The organism is Nocardia asteroides, assembly GCF_900637185.1.
In the GTDB taxonomy this organism is placed as follows: Bacteria; Actinomycetota; Actinomycetes; order Mycobacteriales; family Mycobacteriaceae; genus Nocardia; species Nocardia asteroides.
In genome coordinates, this window is record NZ_LR134352.1 from 6265290 (window position 1) to 6282872 (window position 17583).

At 69.6% G+C, this 17583-nt stretch carries 14 protein-coding genes; 4 read left to right on the forward strand and 10 right to left on the reverse strand.

Annotation, left to right across the window (positions count from 1 at the left end; all coding sequences use genetic code 11):
* Positions 1-487 precede the first annotated feature (487 nt).
* From EL493_RS28925 to EL493_RS28950, 6 genes are all read right to left on the reverse strand, one after another.
* The gene (locus EL493_RS28925) at positions 488-1183 is read right to left on the reverse strand and encodes a sirohydrochlorin chelatase (RefSeq protein ID WP_051719426.1); all 696 of its coding nucleotides are present in this window, start codon (positions 1181-1183) and stop codon (positions 488-490) included.
* Between the two features lie 71 nt (positions 1184-1254).
* Positions 1255-2499: a uroporphyrinogen-III synthase gene (locus tag EL493_RS28930; RefSeq protein ID WP_019048672.1), complete on the reverse strand. Its 1245-nt coding sequence runs from the start codon at positions 2497-2499 to the stop codon at positions 1255-1257.
* 4 nt (positions 2500-2503) lie between these two features.
* Entirely contained in the window at positions 2504-2905 is a 402-nt protein-coding gene (nirD, locus tag EL493_RS28935; RefSeq protein WP_019048673.1) for a nitrite reductase small subunit NirD, read from the reverse strand.
* A 63-nt stretch (positions 2906-2968) separates the two neighbouring features.
* A complete protein-coding gene (gene nirB, locus EL493_RS28940) occupies positions 2969-5518 on the reverse strand; it encodes a nitrite reductase large subunit NirB (RefSeq protein ID WP_019048674.1) in 2550 nt (849 codons plus the stop codon).
* A gap of 31 nt (positions 5519-5549) precedes the next feature.
* Positions 5550-7010 carry a nitrate/nitrite transporter gene (locus EL493_RS28945; protein WP_019048675.1) on the reverse strand — a complete coding sequence of 487 codons (1461 nt, stop codon included), beginning with the start codon at positions 7008-7010 and terminating at the stop codon, positions 5550-5552.
* 266 nt (positions 7011-7276) lie between these two features.
* The gene (locus EL493_RS28950; protein ID WP_019048676.1) at positions 7277-8533 is read right to left on the reverse strand and encodes an MFS transporter; all 1257 of its coding nucleotides are present in this window, start codon (positions 8531-8533) and stop codon (positions 7277-7279) included.
* A gap of 64 nt (positions 8534-8597) precedes the next feature.
* On the opposite strand from EL493_RS28950, the gene EL493_RS28955 reads away from it, so the two are divergent.
* The 4 genes from EL493_RS28955 to EL493_RS28970 all read left to right on the forward strand — a co-directional run bounded on the left by EL493_RS28955 (position 8598) and on the right by EL493_RS28970 (position 12509).
* Positions 8598-9269, forward strand: coding sequence for a FadR/GntR family transcriptional regulator (locus EL493_RS28955; RefSeq protein ID WP_019048677.1), 672 nt, complete (start codon positions 8598-8600; stop codon positions 9267-9269).
* Between the two features lie 205 nt (positions 9270-9474).
* Positions 9475-10959 carry an MFS transporter gene (locus EL493_RS28960; RefSeq protein WP_019048679.1) on the forward strand — a complete coding sequence of 495 codons (1485 nt, stop codon included), beginning with the start codon at positions 9475-9477 and terminating at the stop codon, positions 10957-10959.
* 162 nt (positions 10960-11121) lie between these two features.
* Positions 11122-11655: a GNAT family N-acetyltransferase gene (locus EL493_RS28965; RefSeq protein ID WP_019048680.1), complete on the forward strand. Its 534-nt coding sequence runs from the start codon at positions 11122-11124 to the stop codon at positions 11653-11655.
* Entirely contained in the window at positions 11652-12509 is an 858-nt protein-coding gene (locus EL493_RS28970; protein WP_019048681.1) for a hypothetical protein, read from the forward strand. Before EL493_RS28965 ends, EL493_RS28970 begins: the two co-directional genes overlap by 4 nt.
* Here the strand turns inward: EL493_RS28970 and EL493_RS28975 are convergent, their stop codons facing one another.
* The 4 genes from EL493_RS28975 to EL493_RS28990 form a co-directional block, all read right to left on the reverse strand.
* On the reverse strand, positions 12510-13478 hold the full coding sequence (locus tag EL493_RS28975; RefSeq protein WP_019048682.1) for an SCO2521 family protein: 969 nt from the start codon (positions 13476-13478) through the stop codon (positions 12510-12512).
* 40 nt (positions 13479-13518) lie between these two features.
* Entirely contained in the window at positions 13519-14520 is a 1002-nt protein-coding gene (locus tag EL493_RS28980) for an SCO2522 family protein (RefSeq protein ID WP_019048683.1), read from the reverse strand.
* A gap of 149 nt (positions 14521-14669) precedes the next feature.
* The gene (locus EL493_RS28985; protein WP_019048684.1) at positions 14670-15590 is read right to left on the reverse strand and encodes an SCO2523 family variant P-loop protein; all 921 of its coding nucleotides are present in this window, start codon (positions 15588-15590) and stop codon (positions 14670-14672) included.
* A gap of 4 nt (positions 15591-15594) precedes the next feature.
* Positions 15595-17451 carry an SCO2524 family protein gene (locus EL493_RS28990; protein ID WP_030200828.1) on the reverse strand — a complete coding sequence of 619 codons (1857 nt, stop codon included), beginning with the start codon at positions 17449-17451 and terminating at the stop codon, positions 15595-15597.
* Between the last annotated feature and the right edge of the window lie 132 nt (positions 17452-17583).

Here is a 17583-nt window from a genome sequence, read left to right on the forward strand (position 1 = left end):
TGTCCGCCAACGGGATACGGCGGCTGGCCCGGCACGGGCGGTGGATAGGGCACGGATGCCGGATACGGCGGCTGCCCGGGCACGCCCGGCGGCGGCACAGGCTGACCAGCGAAAGCGGCGGTGGCCCCCGGCAGGGCAGGGCCGGCGCCCGCCCACGGGACCGGCGATCCCCCATCGTCCGGGCGCGACTGTCGCCCATCGACCACAGGTCGCGGCACGGGCGCGTCCGAAACAGGCGGCCGCGGCCCCGCGGCGGCACCTGGATACAGCGGCTGTGGAACCGCCGCGTTCGGGGCGCCGGGCGCCCCGGGAACAGCGTCTGGGTACGACGTCAGGTCATCCTGCGGGCGCGGATGCTCGTGGTCTGCGGATGGATCTGGCACGGTGGTCCCCTCCCGGTGAAGTACCGGCCAACTCTATCCGCCGCGGACCGGAGCTACCCGACGACGACGCGCGAGCCCCCGAGCCCGCGCGGCGCCGGGACCGCTCAGCGGACCTGGGCGCGGACCAGGTCGCGAGCGGCGGTGCGGTAGCGGTCGGCGATGAGCCGGACCACCGCGGGATGGACACCGATGGGCTCGGCGATGCCGTCGGCGCCCGCGTCGTGCAGACGCTGGTGGAACAGGCCGTGGGCCAGCAGATACGACGCGACGTAGACCCGTTCGGCGCCGGATTCGCGCAGCTCGGCGACGACTTCGGGGACCCTGGGGGTGCCGGTCGCCACGTAGGCGATGCGGACCGGGGCGCCGAGTTGTTCGGCCAGCATGCCCGCGGCGCGGCGCACATCCTGCCGGGCCCGCGCGTCCGAGGAACCGGCGGCGGCGAAGACCACCGCGTCGCCCGGCCGCCAGCCCGCGGCACGCAGGCGCACCGCCATGATCCTGGTCAGGGCCGGATCGGGGCCCATGGCCGCGGTGACCGCGACCGAGGGATGACCGCTCTCGGCCACCTCGCGCGGCACGTCCTGGTAGACGTGGTAGCCCGAGGCGAGGAACGCCGGAACCAGCACGGCCGGTCCGTCGAGGTCGCGCAGCACCTCCGACGGCGACGGGCCGAGCACGTCGACGAAGGCGGTGCGCAGCGCCGGATTGGGCGCCGCCGCCGCGGCTTCGGCGCCTTCCGCGCGCACCGACACCGCGGCACCGAGTTCGGTGGCCACCGCGTCGGCGAGCGCGGCGATCATCTCCACGCCGCGCGCGCTCCGGGTGCCGTGCGCGACGAGCACCAGGGCCGGCTCACCCGGCCGCGCGGTACTCACCACGCCCCGATCGCGTGCGCCGGACGCGGCGACCGGGCCGGCGTGCCGATCCCGGCCTGATGCGGCGACTGCACCGGCGGACGGCCCACCGGCGGGTCGGCGCAGTCGGCGGCGTCGAGCGCGAGGCGGTAGCCCCGCTTGACGACGGTCTGGATGGCCTTGGGGGTACCGAGGCCGGCCCGCAGACGGGCGATGGCGGTCTCCACGGCGTGGGTGTCGTCGCCGCCGCCGGGCAGCGCCGAGAGCAGGTCCTCGCGGGAGACGACCCGGCCGGGCTGACGGGCGAGCGAGCGCATCAGCGCCATCGGCGCGGGCGCCAGCTGACGTACCTCACCGTCGACGACGACACAGCCACCGCGCACGCTGATCAGATGACCGGCCGCGTAGATGCGGCTGGCCCGGCGCGGCAGTTCCTCGGCGACGTGGCGGGCCAGCGCACCGAGGCGCGCACGGCCCGGCATGGTGGTCGGCACGCCGAGTTCCTCCAGCGGCGCCGCGGTGATCGGGCCGACGCAGGCCGCGAGCACCCGGCCGCGCAGCGCGTGCAGCACCGACTCGAGCAGCCCGGTCTCCTTGGCCCGCATCAGCAGCGAGGCCACGGCGGGCGCGCTGGTGAAGGTGACGCAGTCCAGGCTGCCGGAGATGATCGACTCGATCATGTTGTCCATCGGGCCGCGATCGGCCGGCGGCTCCCACCGGTACACCGGCACCGGCACCACGTCGGCGCCGGCGCAGCGCAGCACCTCGCAGAAGTCCGGAACCGGCTCCCACTCGGTGGTCGCGCCGTGCAGCTGCACCGCGATCCGCACCCCTTCGACGCCCTCGGCGAGCAGGTGGTCGAGCACCTCGGCCGAGGACTCCGAGGCGGGCGACCATTCCTCGCGCAGTTCGGCGGCGCGGATGGCGCCCTTGGCCTTGGGGCCGCGGGCCAGCATCCGGGTCGCGGCGAGGGTGTCGCGCAGCGTCTCGGCCAGGCCCCAGCCCTCGGCCGCCTCCATCCAGCCGCGGAAGCCGATGCCGGTGGTGGCCACGGTGATCTGCGGCGGATCGGCGATCAGCAGCTCGGTGACGCGCTCGAGTTCGGTGTCGTCGGCCAGCGGGATGATCCGGATGGCCGGGGCGGACACCACGGTCGCGCCCTTGCGGGTGAGGAGGGTGCCGAATTCCTCGGCGCGGCGCGCCGCGGTGACACCGATGGTGAAACCGGCAAGGCCGTTGCCGCTGTCGGTAGGTCCAGTCATGTACTCAGCCGTCCGAGGATTCGAGGCCCGCGACCGGCACCGGCTCGTTGGATACCGCCACGACGCCACCGTCGAGCCGCACGGCGTACACCGGGATGGAGTGCGTGTCGTCGTCGAGACAGCGGCCGTCGATCAGCGAGAAGGCCTGCTTGAGCAGCGGCGAGGCGACGACGGGGACGCCGCCGCGATCGCCGACGATGCCGCGCGACATCACCGCGGCCCGGCCGAACGGATCGATGTTGCCGACGGCGGCGAGCGTGCCGTCCGTGAGCAGGAACAGTGCGGCCTGCCTGCCACCCTTCAGCAGGACTGCGACGCCGCGGCCCGGGATCAGGAAGTCGAGCCGGCACGCCTGGGTCCAGGTCGCCGTCTCCGTGGTGATGGTGGGTGTGTCGATAACGGTCATCGGTTCCTCCTCCGAACGCCTTACCTATTGGTACAGGCGCCCTGTTTCCGCAGGGTTAAGCGTTTATTTCCCGGCCGGTGCTGTGTCCGAGCCAACACCGACAGGCATGCCGGGCAGACCCAGGAGCACGGGAACCTTGCGCTCACCGCTGTCGTCGAACGAGATCGTGGGGTCGGTCTCGTCAGGGGCATTGACGAAGGAGACGAACCGGGACAGCTTGTTCTCGTCCTCGAGCACCGCGGCCCACTCGTCCTTGTAACCGTCGACGTGCTTGGCCATGGCGGCCTCCAGGTCGGCGGCGATGCCCAGGCTGTCGTCGCAGACGACGCCCTTGAGGTAGTCCATGCCACCCTCCAGGGCCTCCTGCCACGGCGCGGTGCGCTGCAGGCGGTCGGCGGTGCGGATGTAGAACATCAGGTAGCGGTCGATGTACTTGATCAGCGTCTCGTCGTCGAGCTCGCCGGCCAGCAGCACGGCGTGCTTGGGGGTCAGACCGCCGTTGCCGCCGACGTAGAGGTTCCAGCCGTTCTCGGTGGCGATCACGCCGACGTCCTTGCCGCGGGCCTCGGCGCATTCGCGCGCGCAACCCGACACGGCCAGCTTGAGCTTGTGCGGCGAGCGCAGCCCGCGGTAGCGCTTCTCCAGCAGCACGGCCATGCCGACCGAGTCCTGCTGGCCGTAGCGGCACCAGGTGGAACCGACGCAGCTCTTGACGGTGCGCAGCGACTTGCCGTACGCGTGGCCGGACTCCATGCCCGCGTCGACCAGGCGCTGCCAGATCGGCGGCAGCTGGTCCACGGTGGCGCCGAACAGGTCGATGCGCTGACCACCGGTGACCTTGACGTAGAGGCCGAACTCCTTGGCGACCTCGCCGATCACGATCAGCTGCTCGGCGGTGACCTCGCCACCGGGCATCCGCGGCACCACCGAGTAGGTGCCGTTCTTCTGCAGGTTGGCCAGGAAGTGGTCGTTGGTGTCCTGCAGCGCGGCCTGCTCGCCCTCGAGGATGTGATCGCTCGAGGTGGAGGCCAGGATGGAGGCGACGGTCGGCTTGCAGATGTCGCAGCCGGTGCCCTTGCCGTGCTTGGCGATCAGCTCCGAGAAGGTACGGATGCCGGTGACCTGCACGACCTGGAACAGCTCGGCGCGCGACTGGGTGAAGTGCTCACACAGCGCCTTGGACATCTCCACGCCCGACTGCTCGAGCAGCTTCTTGATCATCGGCACACAGCCACCGCAGGAGGTACCCGCGTTGGTGCAGCTCTTGATGGCCGGGATGTCGCAGGCGCCCTCGGCGATCGCGCCGCAGATCGAGCCCTTGCTGACGTTGTTGCAGGAGCAGATCTGGGCGTCGTCGGGCAGCGCGTCGGCGCCCAGCTCGGCGCCGGCGGGCGAGATCAGCGCGGCGGCGTCGGCGGGCAGCGGACGGCCGACCAGCGGGCGCAGCGCCGCGTACTGGCTGGCGTCACCGACCAGGATGCCGCCGAGCAGGGTCTGCGCGTCGTCGGAGACGACCAGCTTGGCGTAGGTGCCCTTGGCCGCGTCGTGCAGCACGACCGACAGCGCGCCCTCGGTGGTGCCGTGCGCGTCGCCGAAGGAGGCCACGTCGACGCCCATCAGCTTCAGCTTGGTGGACATGTCGGCGCCGGGGAACTCGCCCTCGCCGCCGAGCAGGCGGTCGGCGACGATCTCGGCGGTGGTGTAACCGGGCGCGACCAGGCCGTAGCAGATGCCCTCGACCGCGGCGCACTCGCCGATCGCCCAGATGCTGGGGTCGCTGGACTGCAGGGTGACATCGGTCAGGATGCCGCCGCGCGGGCCGAGCTCGAGGCCGGCTTCCTTGGCGACCGCGTCGTGCGGGCGGATACCGGCGGAGAACACCACCAGGGAGGCGTGGATCTCGGACTCGTCCGACAGGTGCAGGGTGACGTTGTGCGGGCCGTCCTCCTCGATCGAGACGATCTTGGCGGTGCCGACGCCGGTGTGCACGTTCAGGCCGATGTCGGAGACCAGCTGCTCGAGGATCGCGCCGCCGCCCGCGTCGACCTGGGCGGGCATCAGGCGGTCGTTGAACTCGATGACGTGCGGGGTCATCCCCATCAGGCGCAGCGCGTTGGCCGCTTCCAGACCGAGCAGACCGCCGCCGATGACCACGCCGTGCGCGCCGGGACCTGCGGCTTCGGCGGCGGCGCGGATGCCGTCGAGGTCGTCGATGGTGCGGTAGACGAAGCACTCGGGCAGGTCGTGGCCGGGGACCGGCGGCACGAAGGCGTAGGAGCCGGTGGCCATGACCAGCGCGTCGTAGGCGATGACGTCGCCGTTGGAGCTGGTGACGGTCTTGGCTTCGCGGTCGATCGAGGCGCCGCGCTGGCCCAGTCGCAGGTCGACCAAGGCGTCGCCGTCGTACATGTTGCCCGGCAGCGCCAGCTCGTCGGGGTTCCAGTTGCCGACGTAGTAGGACAGGCCGACCCGGTCGTAGGCGGGCAGCTTCTCCTCGGAGAGGACGACGACCTGCCACTGACCGGCCTCGTCGCGGGCGCGCAGGGCCTCGACGAAACGGTGACCGACCATGCCGTGGCCGACCACGACCACTGTTTTGCGAGTGCTGTTCATGAGAGTGACCTCCTTGATGATGGTCGGTTTGTCAGCGAGCCGACGTCTTGGCCGACGAAGCGGATGTTTCGGCCTCGAGGACCAGGGACTCGGCCTCGACCACGACATCGGAGTCGGAGGACACGGGGGACAGACGGGGACGACGCAGGAACACCGTCCAGGTGACGGCCGCGCAGACCACGTAGAAGGCGAGGAACACCCAGAACGCGGTGGTCGCGGAGTTGGTGCTGGCGTAGGAGGTGCGCAGCACCATGTTGATGCCGACGCCGCCGAGGGAACCGATCGCGCCGACGAAGCCGATCAGGGCGCCACCGGTGTTCTGCGACCAGGCGGCCTGCTCGGCGCGCGGCATCCGCAGGCTCTTGGACTTGGCCTCGAACACCGACGGGATGATCTTGGTGACGGCGCCGTTGCCGAAACCGGAGAGCACGAACAGGGCGATGAAGCCGACGACCAGGAAGGCCATGGTGGCGCCGGAGGCGATCCCGTTGTTGCGGTCGGCCATGGTCGAGGCGGCGATCACGATCAGCGCGGCGGCCATCATGGCGCCGAAGGTGCCGATCGCGACCTTGCTGCCGCCGATCCGGTCGGCCATCTTGCCGCCGTAGGGGCGGGCCAGCGAACCGAGCAGCGGGCCGATGAAGGCGATCGAGGCGGCGTGCACGGCGGCCTGGGCGGCGGTGTCGCCACCGGCCTTGAAGCTGATCTGCAGGATCTGGCCGAAGGCGAAGCTGTAACCGATGAACGAGCCGAAGGTGCCGATGTAGAGGAACGCGATCGCCCAGGACTGCGGCACCCGCAGGGCCTTGCCCATGTAGGACAGGTCGGCCTTCTGGTTGCGCAGGTTGTCCATGTACAGCGCGGCGCCGACCGCGGTCGCACCGACGAGGACCAGGTAGATCGCGCAGATGAGGTAGGCGTAGTCGCCGCCGAGGGTCACCAGCACCAGCAGGCCGAGCAGCTGGATCACCGGGACGCCGATGTTGCCGCCACCGGCGTTCATACCCAGCGCCCAGCCCTTGAGCCGCTGCGGGTAGAAGGCGTTGATGTTGGTCATCGACGAGGCGAAGTTGCCGCCACCGACACCGGCGAACGCGGCCACGATCAAGAAGGTCGTGTACGAGGTGCCCGGCTGGGTGACGAAGTACAGCGTCAGCAGCAGCGGGACCAGCAGCAGCAGCGCGCTGAAGATCGTCCAGTTGCGGCCGCCGAAGCGGGCGGTGGCCACGGTGTAGGGGATCCGCAGGAATCCGCCGACCAGGGTCGGCATGGCGACCAGGAAGAACTTGCCCGCCGGATCGATGCCGAACTTGTCGGTGGGCATGAACAGCACCATCACCGACCAGATCGACCACACCGAGAACCCGATGTGCTCGGCGAACACCGACCAGATCAGGTTGCGCTTGGCGATGTCCTTGCCGCCGGCCTCCCAGGCCGCGACATCTTCGGCATCCCAGTGCTCGATGTCGTGGTTACGCTTCAGCGTGCTCAAGTTGGGCCTCCCAAAAGTGCGATGGCCCAACGGTAGGAAATGGGTATTGCCGGAATGCTGCGGGAAATGTCGCCCGAATCAACGGTTTCTCACGAATCCCCGATCAGGGAGGTGAGATCGGGGCTTTTGTTTCCGGCATGTGACACAACGATTTCCGCACGTAAGGAAGCAGCCGGAAATCGGCATACACCTCGGTGAGGGTGTGATCTACACAGCATTACTCCGCACGCACACCGGCGCAACTCGAACAGTGAGAATTTCGCGGCTCAATTCCAGGTGTCCTCGAGCATGCGCGGCTTGCAGGCCTGCCAGGCACCGGCCAGCAGCACCGCCAGCGCCACCAGCAGCATGCCGAACGGGGCCAGCCAGCCACCGGTCCAGGTGTGCAGCATGCCGAACAGCAACGGCCCGACACAGGCCACGGCGTAGCCGACACCCTGGGTGAAACCCGACAGCGCGGCCGAACCGTGCGGGGTGTGGGTGCGCAGGTTGATCAGGGTCAGCGCCATCGGGAAGGTGCTCGGGCCCAGGCCCAGCAGCACCACCCACAGCACCGGCGCGCCCATCGGGGCGATCAGCAGACCGGCGAAGGCGACGACGAACAGCACCATGCAGCCGACGACCACCGGGAACGGGTTGCGCATCCGCGACACCACGGTCGGGGCGGCCAGCGCGGGAATCAGCCCCATCAGCGCGAACAGCCCGACCATGCTGCCGCCGAAGGCCGCGCTCGCGCCCGCGTCGGACAGGATCTTGGGCAGCCAGGCGAACATCGCGTAGGTGGTCAGCGAGGTCATGCCGAACATGGCGGCCATGCCCCAGGCCACCGGGGAGCGCCACACCTTGCCGGGAGCCGCGGCGGGCTCGGCCGGCAGCGCGGTGACATCGTGCAGGTCACGACCCTTGCGGTCGCGCAGCACGAACAGCCACGGCACGGCGGCGGCGAAGCCGACGATCGCCCACACACCCATCGAGATGCGCCACCCGTGATCGTGGGCCAGCGGCACCGCGACGAACGCGGGCACCACGGTGCTGATCTGCACCATCACGATGTAGAGGGAGCTGATGGCGGCCAACTGGTCGGCGAAATACCGCTTGACCAGCGGCGGGATCACCACGTTGCCGATGCCCATGCCGAGCAGCACCACCGCGGAGAAGGCCAGCAGCTCGCCGGTGCCCGCGGCGAACGCGCGGGTCAGCGAGCCCAGACCGGCCAGCAGCATCGCCAGCAGCACCGTGCGCTCGAGCCCGTACCGGCGCACCAGCAGCGGCGCGATCAGCCCCGCGACCGCGAACATCGCGGTGGGCAGCATGCCGAACACCCCGACCACCGCGGTCCCGTACCCGATGTCGGCGCCGATCTCCTCGGCCAGCGGACTGAACGCGGTGACCGCGGCGCGCAGGGTGAGGGCCGACATGACAATGGCCGCCAGCACGAGCAGGCGGCCTTCGATCAGCGCGCGGGTGCGGCTGCGGGTGCCCACATCGGGCACGGAGCTGGTATCGGGGAGGGTCGCGGTCACCGACAAATCATAGGATGACCCGATGATCGGTGCAATGATTTGTGAGCAGCGGTACCCTTGCGACGTGCAACCCGTCCGGCGAACCAGCCTCATCGCCCAGGTCACCGAGCAGCTTCGGGCCGAAATCCGTTCCGGCCGTTGGCCGACCGGCCAACGGATCCCGACCGAACCCGAGCTCACCGAGCTCACCGGGACCGGGCGCAACACCGTGCGCGAGGCCGTGCAGGCCCTCGTGCACGCGGGCATGCTCGAACGCCGTCAGGGCTCGGGCACCTATGTGATCGCCACCTCCGAGGTGGGCGGCACCCTGGCCAAGTACTTCGCCGACGCCGAGGAGCGCGACATCCTCGAGCTACGCCAGGCCCTCGACACCACCGCGGCCGGTCTGGCCGCGCGCCGCCGCGACGACACCGACATCGCCAATCTGCGCAGGCTGCTGGCCGAGCGCAGCAACCGCAACTGGACCGAACCGGACCCGGTCGCCATCGCCGCCGACGTGGAGCTGCACCGGGCGATCGTCGTCGCCAGCCACAACGCGGTATATCTGGAGTTCTACGATTCGCTGCTGCCGATCATCGAGCACGTGATCCACGCGCGCACCGCCCGTTCCGACGACGCCTACGACACCGAGCACGCCGAACTCGTGCAGGCCGTCATCGACGGCGACGCCGACAAGGCCATGCAGGCGACCCGCTGCTTCCTCGGTTCGCTCATCGCCGAGTATCCGGATCGCTGACACCGGAACCTTCTCTACGGCCAGGTAACCGAGCAGTCACCGACCGGCGCTTCGGTCGGTGAGCCCGAGTTGCCGGGAACGTCACCTGAAGCCACGGTCACGCAACAACCGGCTCCTACCGTTTTATCTCGACCCCGCAAGGAACGCATCGCCGCCGGCGCCCGACGACGATGCGCCTCCGCAGAGCCCGATCGAGAGGAAGCCGATGACCGCGATCGCCGCCACCGGCCAGGAGACGGAATCCCCGTCCTTCGAATATCAGAAGAAGGGCCGCTGGCTCACCCAGTGGAACCCCGACAATCCGGCGTTCTGGGAAGCGGGCGGCAAGCAGACCGCCCGCAAGAACCTCTGGTTCTCCGTCTTCGCCGAGAACCTGGGCTTCAGCATCTGGGTGATCTGGGGTTCCATCGTCACCGCCATGGGTTCGGCCGGTTTCGAGTTCCTGGCCGGCCTGGGCAAGGGCAACCCGACCGCGGTCAGCAACGCGCTGCTGCTGACCTCCGTCCCGACCCTGGTCGGCGCCGCCCTGCGCATCCCCTACACCTTCGCCGTCCCGAAGTTCGGTGGACGCGCCTTCACCGCGTTCAGCGCGGCGATGCTGTTCATCCCGACCCTGGGCATCATCTACTTCGTCAACCAGCCGGGCACCCCGATGTGGGTGTTCCTGGTGCTGGCCTCGCTGGCCGGTGTCGGTGGCGGTAACTTCTCGTCCTCGATGGCCAACATCTCGTTCTTCTTCCCCGAGGGCAAGAAGGGCGCAGCGCTGGGCCTCAACGCCGCGGGCGGCAACCTCGGTGTCGCGCAGACCCAGCTGATCGTGCCGCTGCTGATCACCCTGGGCACGCACGTGATGGCCAAGGACGCGGGCGGTTACCGCTTCGGCATCACCCTGGCCGTGCTGTTCTGGCTGCCGTTCATCGCGGTCGCCACCCTCGGCGCGCTGTACTTCATGGACTCGGTCACCGAGGCCAAGTCCGACGGCAAGTCCTACAAGCTGGCCCTGACCAACCGGCACACCTGGGTGATGGCGTTCCTCTACATCGGCACGTTCGGCTCGTTCATCGGCTTCTCCTTCGCCTTCCCGACGCTGATCAAGGCCACCTTCCCGGACCTGGCCAAGATCGGCTGGATCACCACCCTGGGCAACCTGGCCTTCCTCGGCGCGCTGGTGGGTTCGTTCAGCCGCCCGTTCGGTGGCTGGGTGGCCGACAAGGTCGGCGGCGGCGCCAAGATCACCGTCTATGTCTTCGGCGGCATGTCGATCGCGGTCGCGTTCATCGTGCTCGCGGTGGACCTCAAGAGCTTCCCGCTCTACCTGGCCGCGTTCCTGGCGCTGTTCGTGCTGGCGGGCATCGGCAACGGTTCCACCTACCGGATGATCCCGTCGATCTTCAACGCCACCGCCAAGAAGTACGCCGCCGAACACGGCATCGACATCGCCGAAGCCGCCATCTCGGCCAAGCGCCAGGCCGGTGCCGCGATCGGTGTGATCGGCGCGGTGGGCGCCGCGGGCGGGTTCGTGGTCCAGCAGGCGCTGCGCCTGTCCAATGTCCACCTCAAGACCATGGCCCCCGCCTTCTGGGCCTACGCCGCGGTGTTCCTGGTGATGGCGGCGGTCACCTGGTGGTGCTACCTGCGCTCCAGCTTCGCCACCGACCGGGTCCCCTCGCTGGCCTACGCCAGCGTCTGAGTAACCACCTGTCCCACCCCGAAAGCCACGTCCGGCCTCCCCTCGCCGGACGTGGCTTTCGGCTGTGTGCCAACACCTTTCGGCCGCGATGGTGGCCACGAGCACCGATCTGCCCTTACCCTGGAGTTCAGACTTGCACCGGGGCGGCAGAGGTGAGCGGTATTGGAATCCTCGAACGAGCAGGCAGAGCTACGATTCCGATCCGCCACCGTCGACGATCTGGCCGCCATCGCCGAGCTCGAATCGCACGAATTCATGCCGCTGGCCTATCCCTATTTCGCGCTGCGGCAATTGTTCGATATCCACGGTTCGCAATGGGTGGTCGCCGATCTGGCAGGTTCGATTTGCGGGTACGCGCTGGTGGCCGTCGGCAGGCGGTCGGCGTGGCTGATCGGGCTGGCCGTGTCGGCGCGTTTCCAGGGGCGCGGACTCGGCCGGTCGCTGCTCGACCGCGCGGTGGCCCGCTGCCGGTCCTCCCAGGTGGAGGCCATCTTCATCACCGTGCGCCCGTCGAATGTGCCCGCCGCGAATCTGTACAAGGATTCCGGCTTCACCTGGGTGGACCACGAGGACCAGTATTTCGGCGCCGGTGAACCACGAGATCTGCTGGTACACCGCATCACCCACGACTGGGCGGCCGCCGATCCGGATGATCGGCGCTGGCACAAAGATCGCGGACCGGTCGACGACGGATGACCGAATACGCCGAGCACGACCGGCTGGGCGATTTCGTCGCCTCCAAGACCACCCTGATCCGCAGGCACGCCGGGGCTTTCGCCGACGTGATCACCGATTTCCAGCGCGCGCCCGGAGCCGCCACCGAATACACGCTGCTCGACGAACTCAATCATCGCGTGGAACAGTTTCTCGCCGACTATGTTCCGCCGTCCTCGCGCCGGATCGGCGACAGCCTGGTCTTCGCCCACCTCTACCGCGACGCCGATCCCGACGTCCTCGACAACGCGGGTCGCGAACTGGCCTGCGAGACGGTGCTCACCGCGCTGTTCGCCGCCGAGGTGGAATTCCGCGGCCCGCTGCGGCTGAGCCGCACCCAGTCGGCCCTGCTCGCCGAGCGGTACGAGGAACTGGGCGAACAACTCTCGGCGCACAAGCTGCCCGCGCACGCGGCCCTGGCCTACCGCCAGGCCTACCGATTGCACACCATCACCGAGAACCCGCGCGGCCAGGACCGGTGCGGGCTGAACCTGGCCCGCGCCAAGACCAGGGCGCGCAACCCACGCTGGCGGCGGGCGCCCGGTATCGCCTCGGACCTGCTGTGCGGCTACGGGTATCGGCCGTTCCTGCTGCTGGCCTGGATCGCGGTGGAGATCGCGCTGTTCGTGCTGGTCTTCTACCTGTCGAGCACCGGGATCGGGGTCGCCACCGCCACCCGGGTGGGGCTGCTCAATTTCCTGAACCCGGTCGGCACCGAGGGGTTGCCACCGCTGAGCACCTTCGCCCAGACCACGCTGATCGTGGAGTCCTACGCCGGTATCGTGTCGACCTCGGTGTTCTTCGCGCTGCTGGTGCGCCAGCTGTTCCGGCTGTGATCACCACCGGGCCTGGCTGCGGGTCAGCGCACTGAGGGTGGCCACCGCGACCCGGTCGCGCAGCTGGCCGATGCGCGAGTTCCACTGCACCGTGAACCCGGGATCGGCCTCGAGCCCCACCCACAGGCCGCGCAGTGGCGGCGGGGTGAACGCCCCGGGCAGCCACAGGTGCACCAGATGCTCCAGCAGCGGGGTGAGCACCTGCGCGGGCGAGCTGCGCGACAGCTCGGCCATCTCGGCCTCGTCGATCACCTCGGTGAGCACCGTGAGCAGCCAGTCGTGCAGGGCCAGGTCCTCGCAGAAGCCCTGCACCGCCGCCAGTTCCACCTCGTCGCCGACGACCACCGAGGCGAGCCGGGTCTCCTCGTCGAGCAACACGAACGACATGCTCGGCGCCGCACCGTGTTCCACCCTGGCCGCCCAGCGCAGCCGGGACGCGCCGGTCTGGATCGGCGGCTTCTGGTTCAGCATGGGATCGGTGCGCACCCGCATGTGCAGGCGGGCCGCGATCGCACCGGGGTCGAGGGTGGCGACGGTGGGGTCGCCGGTGCCGAGGAACCCCTCGACGAGCAGACTGCCGACATCGGCCGGTATCCGGGTGAGGATCTCGACGATGCCGATCCGCCCGAGGTAGTGCCCCCAGCCGCGCCGGTGGGTCCCCTCCCCCGCGGTGACCGCCGCCATGGCCGAGCTCTGCAGGATCCGCCCACCGGTGACGACGGCGTGCGCGGCGACCGTGCCCACCGCCCGCACCCGCGCGCGATTCGGCGTCGCGAGCCTGCAGTCGACCCCTTCAGCGATCACCGGGGACTGTGCCCAGCTGACCGGCCGTTCCCGCGATTGCACGCGACGGCCGCGAACCAGGGTCAGCAATTCCGCCGCCGACCCGCGGCTCAGCGCCGCCGACTCCGGAAGCAGGCCGGTGCGCACTTCGCCCAGAAGTGCCAGCGGACCACCGCTGCGTTGCATTGCTGCAGCGTAACTGGTTTGCGCAGGTGAGGGCATGCGATCAGACGGAGCTGAGGAAGTGGTGCGAGAGCCGGTCGGTGACGTCGTCGGTCATCGTGATCCCCTGCTCCCGGGCGCGGCGGGCGATCAGCGCGACGACGGCCGGGTCGGGCTGCACATGGTCGAGGATCATCCGCACCGCGTGCTCGATTCCCACGTACCGCTGCGGCAGCAGCGACAGCGAGCGGAACGCGGCGAAGGGCGCGGCGCGCTCCTGCAACCGGATCACGCTCGGGAAATCGCTCCAGCGGGCGGGCCATTCGTGTCCCGGCGCCCAGTACTCCGCGTCCACGACGGCCTTGCCCTCGTAGCGCAGCATCCCCAGGCGCAGCAGCTGCCACACCGACGCCAGGAACGGACACGACCACAGCACGTCCTGGCCGGCGCCGCGGTCGCGCCACATCTCGACGTCGAGGAAGATGGAGTGGTTGCGCGCGGCGAACTCCACCGGCGGCCGGTAGCCGACCTCCATGGCCTGGCCCGGCTCGTGATCGCTGGAACGATCGCCGTTGCACAGCCAGCCCGACTCCGCGGTCGGCGGCCTGCGCCCGGTGCTGCCGGGCGCGGGCTCGGCGACGATGGAATCGGCCACCATCTGCGCCAGCGGGATCCGGGGTTCGTCGTGCTGGCGGCGCAGGTACTTGCTGCACCCGGCCTCGCTGGCCAGGTAGTCGATCCGGACGCCGCAGTCGCCGGCGATGCGCAGCAGTTTGGGCACGATGCGGCGGGGGTCGGCGTCGGTCTGGAAGTAGTCGTCGAGCAGGAAGCAGGTGCTCACCCGCACCCGGGACGGGCCACCGGCGACCTCGCCGAATTCCCGCCTGGCGATATCGGTGAAGGCCTCGAGCAGCGGGGCGACCCGGCGGAACTGGGCCTCGATGGCCGCTTCGCCGTTGAGCAGATCCGACATGTAGAAATGCCCGACCTCGATCGACAGGTGCGCGAGCGGAACATCCTCGACTCGAACGGACGCCGTCGACTCGGCGTAGACGGCGCCACCCACAACCACTGCCCCTTGTCAACCCGTCGGGATAGAATCGCTGGCGATTCTAACCACCACGTGGGCAGTGCACAGCCGGAACACGCCCGGTCGAATTTTCCCCTCCCGCAGTCCTTTTCGCAACCTTTGCCGGGATTGTGGCTTGTGCCCGGCTACACCCGGACCCAGGTGGCGCGATCCCACAGCCGTCGCGCCAGTTCCTCGAAGGCGTCGACGGTGGCGCGGTTGGCGATGCCCGCGTTCACGTCCGCGTCGAGCACGATCTGCTCGCGCCATTGCAGCACCGGTTCCACCGGCGTCTCCCCCAGCAACGCGCCCGCGCCGAGCCGGTACTCCGCGGCCAGCGAGCGCAGCGCGTCGTTCTGCTTGAGCAGCCAGGCGGCCTGCGGTCCGCCGCTGGCCGCGTGCTCGTCGGTGACGCGCGGAACGGCGGTGCGCACGAAGCGGATTCGCGCGAGCAGGTCGTCGGGCGCGTAACCGAGTTCGACGCCGGTCTTCAACAGGCCCTTGGGCCCGTGCACCAAGCCCTGGGCGGCCATCAGATGCTGGCGGGTCCAGCGGTGATAGACCAGCCAGCACACCTCCTTGTCCGGCATGTCCTGCGGCCTGGTCGCCTCCAGCGCGATCTGCATGGCCACCGATCGGCCCGCGCTCAGGTCCACGATCACGACCTTGTAGGTGCTGTCCAGGTCGAGCAGCAGCTCGCGGCAGCGGCGCACCACCTGGGTGTCGTTGGCCGACATGGCCTCGCCGCCGCCCTCGTCGCCGGGCAGCAGCACCAGCTTGCCGCCGCGCGAGCGCTGGCTGCGCAGCGCGTCGCGGTTGGTGTTGGCCCGCACGTCGATGCGCTGCGGCAGGGTGTTGTGACCGCGCAGATACGAGTGCAGGCCGTTGCCCGGCTGGGTGCCACGTTCGACCGCGCTGATCTCGAACAGCGCGCCCGCGGTGGGCGAGCCGAAGTCGAAGTCCAGGTAGGCCGTGCTGATGCCGCGCAAACCCAGCCGGTAGGCCAGGTTGCAGCTGGTCACCGACCGCCCGGTGCCGCCCTTGTCCGAGGTGGCGAAAACGATCATGTGATCAGGTGCTCCTCATCGCGTCGAGACGAGCGTAGGCGAGCCGGTCGAGTTCGATCAGGGCCGCCGAGGCCAGCGTGAACGCCGTTCCCGGTTGCAGATTCACCACGTCGCGCGCCCTGGCCAGCTGCTGCTCGACGCCGTCGAGGGCGATGCGGTTGGCCGAGGTGTCCTCGACGCTGACATTGAGCATCTCCTGGTTCAGCAGGTGCTCGGCCTCGTTGAGCAGCTCGACCGCGCGCACGACCATGGCGGGCGACCGCAACGGCGCCTCCCGGTAGGTGCGGTCGGCGGTGACCAGGCATTCGATGACTCGCTCGGTCATGTACCAGGACGGCAGGGTCTGACCCGCCCGCGCCGCGGCGCCGAAGGCCGCGCCGGGGTCGTCCCACAGGCCCGCGGCGTCGCCCTCGGTGATCATGCGCAGGTCGAGGTGGTCCATCACCTTCTTGGCCAGCTCCATCAGCCGGTCGCGCGCGGTGATGTTGCCGGACAGGCGGGCCGCCTGCAGACTCCGCTTGAGCAGCACCGGCGCGAAGTCCGAGGCGATCCACTCCAGCCGGGGACCGCCGCCCTCCACGAGTTCGCTGCCGCGCAATGTCATCCGGACACCGGGGTGGTGCAGCGACACCGACGGGTCGTCCTGGGTGGGTCTGCGGATGATGCGGCCGCGCCGGGCCAGCTCGTCGAAGATGCCGATCGCGCGGGTGAGGTCGTCGTCGGAGGCGGTGCGGGCCACCAGTTCCTGGATCAGCACCGCCGACACGATGAGGGAGAAGTAGTCGGACTCCTCGCCGTCGGAGGTGCGCCACGGAATGTCCTCCAGCGGCCAGGTGCCGCTGCCGAACCGCGCGACCGTGGCCCAGTAGCGCTGGGTGATGTCCCAGCGGATGCGCAGCGCCTCGGCCAGGCGGTACTGGGTGTCGTCGAGCAGGTCGAGCTCTCTGGTGCGCTGGGAGAGCACGTCGTTGATGCCGTCGAGCGCGGTGATGGTGAAGTACAGGTAGGGCCGGGGGTCGGCGTAGCCGACGCTGGAACCGATCGCGTCGGGCACGAAGTCCACCGGGTCGGCACCCTGCACCACGCCCCAGCTCCAGCCGCACTCGAACAGCAGATCCTCGTCGTCGAGTTCGGATTCCGGCGCCCGGCCCAGGGTGACGTCGTTGCGCAGCCGGGCCCTGACCCGGTCCAGGCTGCGCGAGACCGCGTCCACGACCACCTTCTCGGGCTGTCCCGACTGGTTGAGCATGCCCAGCATCGCCTTGCCCGAGGGCGAACGCGGCGAGGCCGTGTTGACCACGAAACTGCGCACGAGGCCGGTCATCGCGGCCGTGAGCCGGGTGCTCAGACCCGTACTGAGCTCGGCGATCCTGGCGCTGACATCCTTGCGCCGTTCGGTGCGCGCCCAGCGGTCGAAGACCCGCGCGAAACCGAGCGCCGCGATGCACAGCGTCACCGACATGGAGTAGCCGTCCACCACCTCCAGGGTGTGCTGGGCGGCTGTCGGCTCCCGATCGGCGGTGGCGCGCAGATAGCTGCCCGCGTCGAACCGTGGCAGCCCGTCGGGATCGGTGTTGCGGGCCAGGTACTCCTCGACCAGACCGAGCACCGTGATCCCGATCCTGGCCTGCCCGCCGAAGGCCTCGAGCACGATCTTGACGTCGTCCGACATCGCCTCCGGCCGGTCCAGCGCGAAGCTCTCGATCTCGGTCGCCGGATACAGCAGGCACAGCAGCTGTTCGGAATCGCTGATCGAATTGGCGCCGAGCACACCGTCCCAATGCCATTTCTCGTCCCGGTAGCAGGCCGAGAGCATGGCGCTCCAAATATCCAGAATCTGTTGTCTGGGCTGGATTCTCACCCGCAGCAATCCTCACCGCTCGTGACGGGCCGCGGTGGGTCCCCCGGTCCGGCGCAGGACACATGGCGGCGATGCTCGCTGAAGATAGCACGTCACCTGCCAGGAAACGTTGGGTCTCAACGGATTTGAAAC

Bases quoted from the DNA above. Each gene is read 5' to 3' on its own strand.
- EL493_RS28925 (WP_051719426.1), bottom strand. From the start codon at position 1,183: ATGATCGCCGCGCTCGCCGACGCGGTGGCCACCGAACTCGGTGCCGCG.
- EL493_RS28930 (WP_019048672.1), bottom strand. From the start codon at position 2,499: ATGACTGGACCTACCGACAGCGGCAACGGCCTTGCCGGTTTCACCATC.
- nirD (WP_019048673.1), bottom strand. From the start codon at position 2,905: ATGACCGTTATCGACACACCCACCATCACCACGGAGACGGCGACCTGG.
- nirB (WP_019048674.1), bottom strand. From the start codon at position 5,518: ATGAACAGCACTCGCAAAACAGTGGTCGTGGTCGGCCACGGCATGGTC.
- EL493_RS28960 (WP_019048679.1), top strand. From the start codon at position 9,475: ATGACCGCGATCGCCGCCACCGGCCAGGAGACGGAATCCCCGTCCTTC.
- EL493_RS28970 (WP_019048681.1), top strand. From the start codon at position 11,652: ATGACCGAATACGCCGAGCACGACCGGCTGGGCGATTTCGTCGCCTCC.
- EL493_RS28975 (WP_019048682.1), bottom strand. From the start codon at position 13,478: ATGCAACGCAGCGGTGGTCCGCTGGCACTTCTGGGCGAAGTGCGCACC.
- EL493_RS28985 (WP_019048684.1), bottom strand. From the start codon at position 15,590: ATGATCGTTTTCGCCACCTCGGACAAGGGCGGCACCGGGCGGTCGGTG.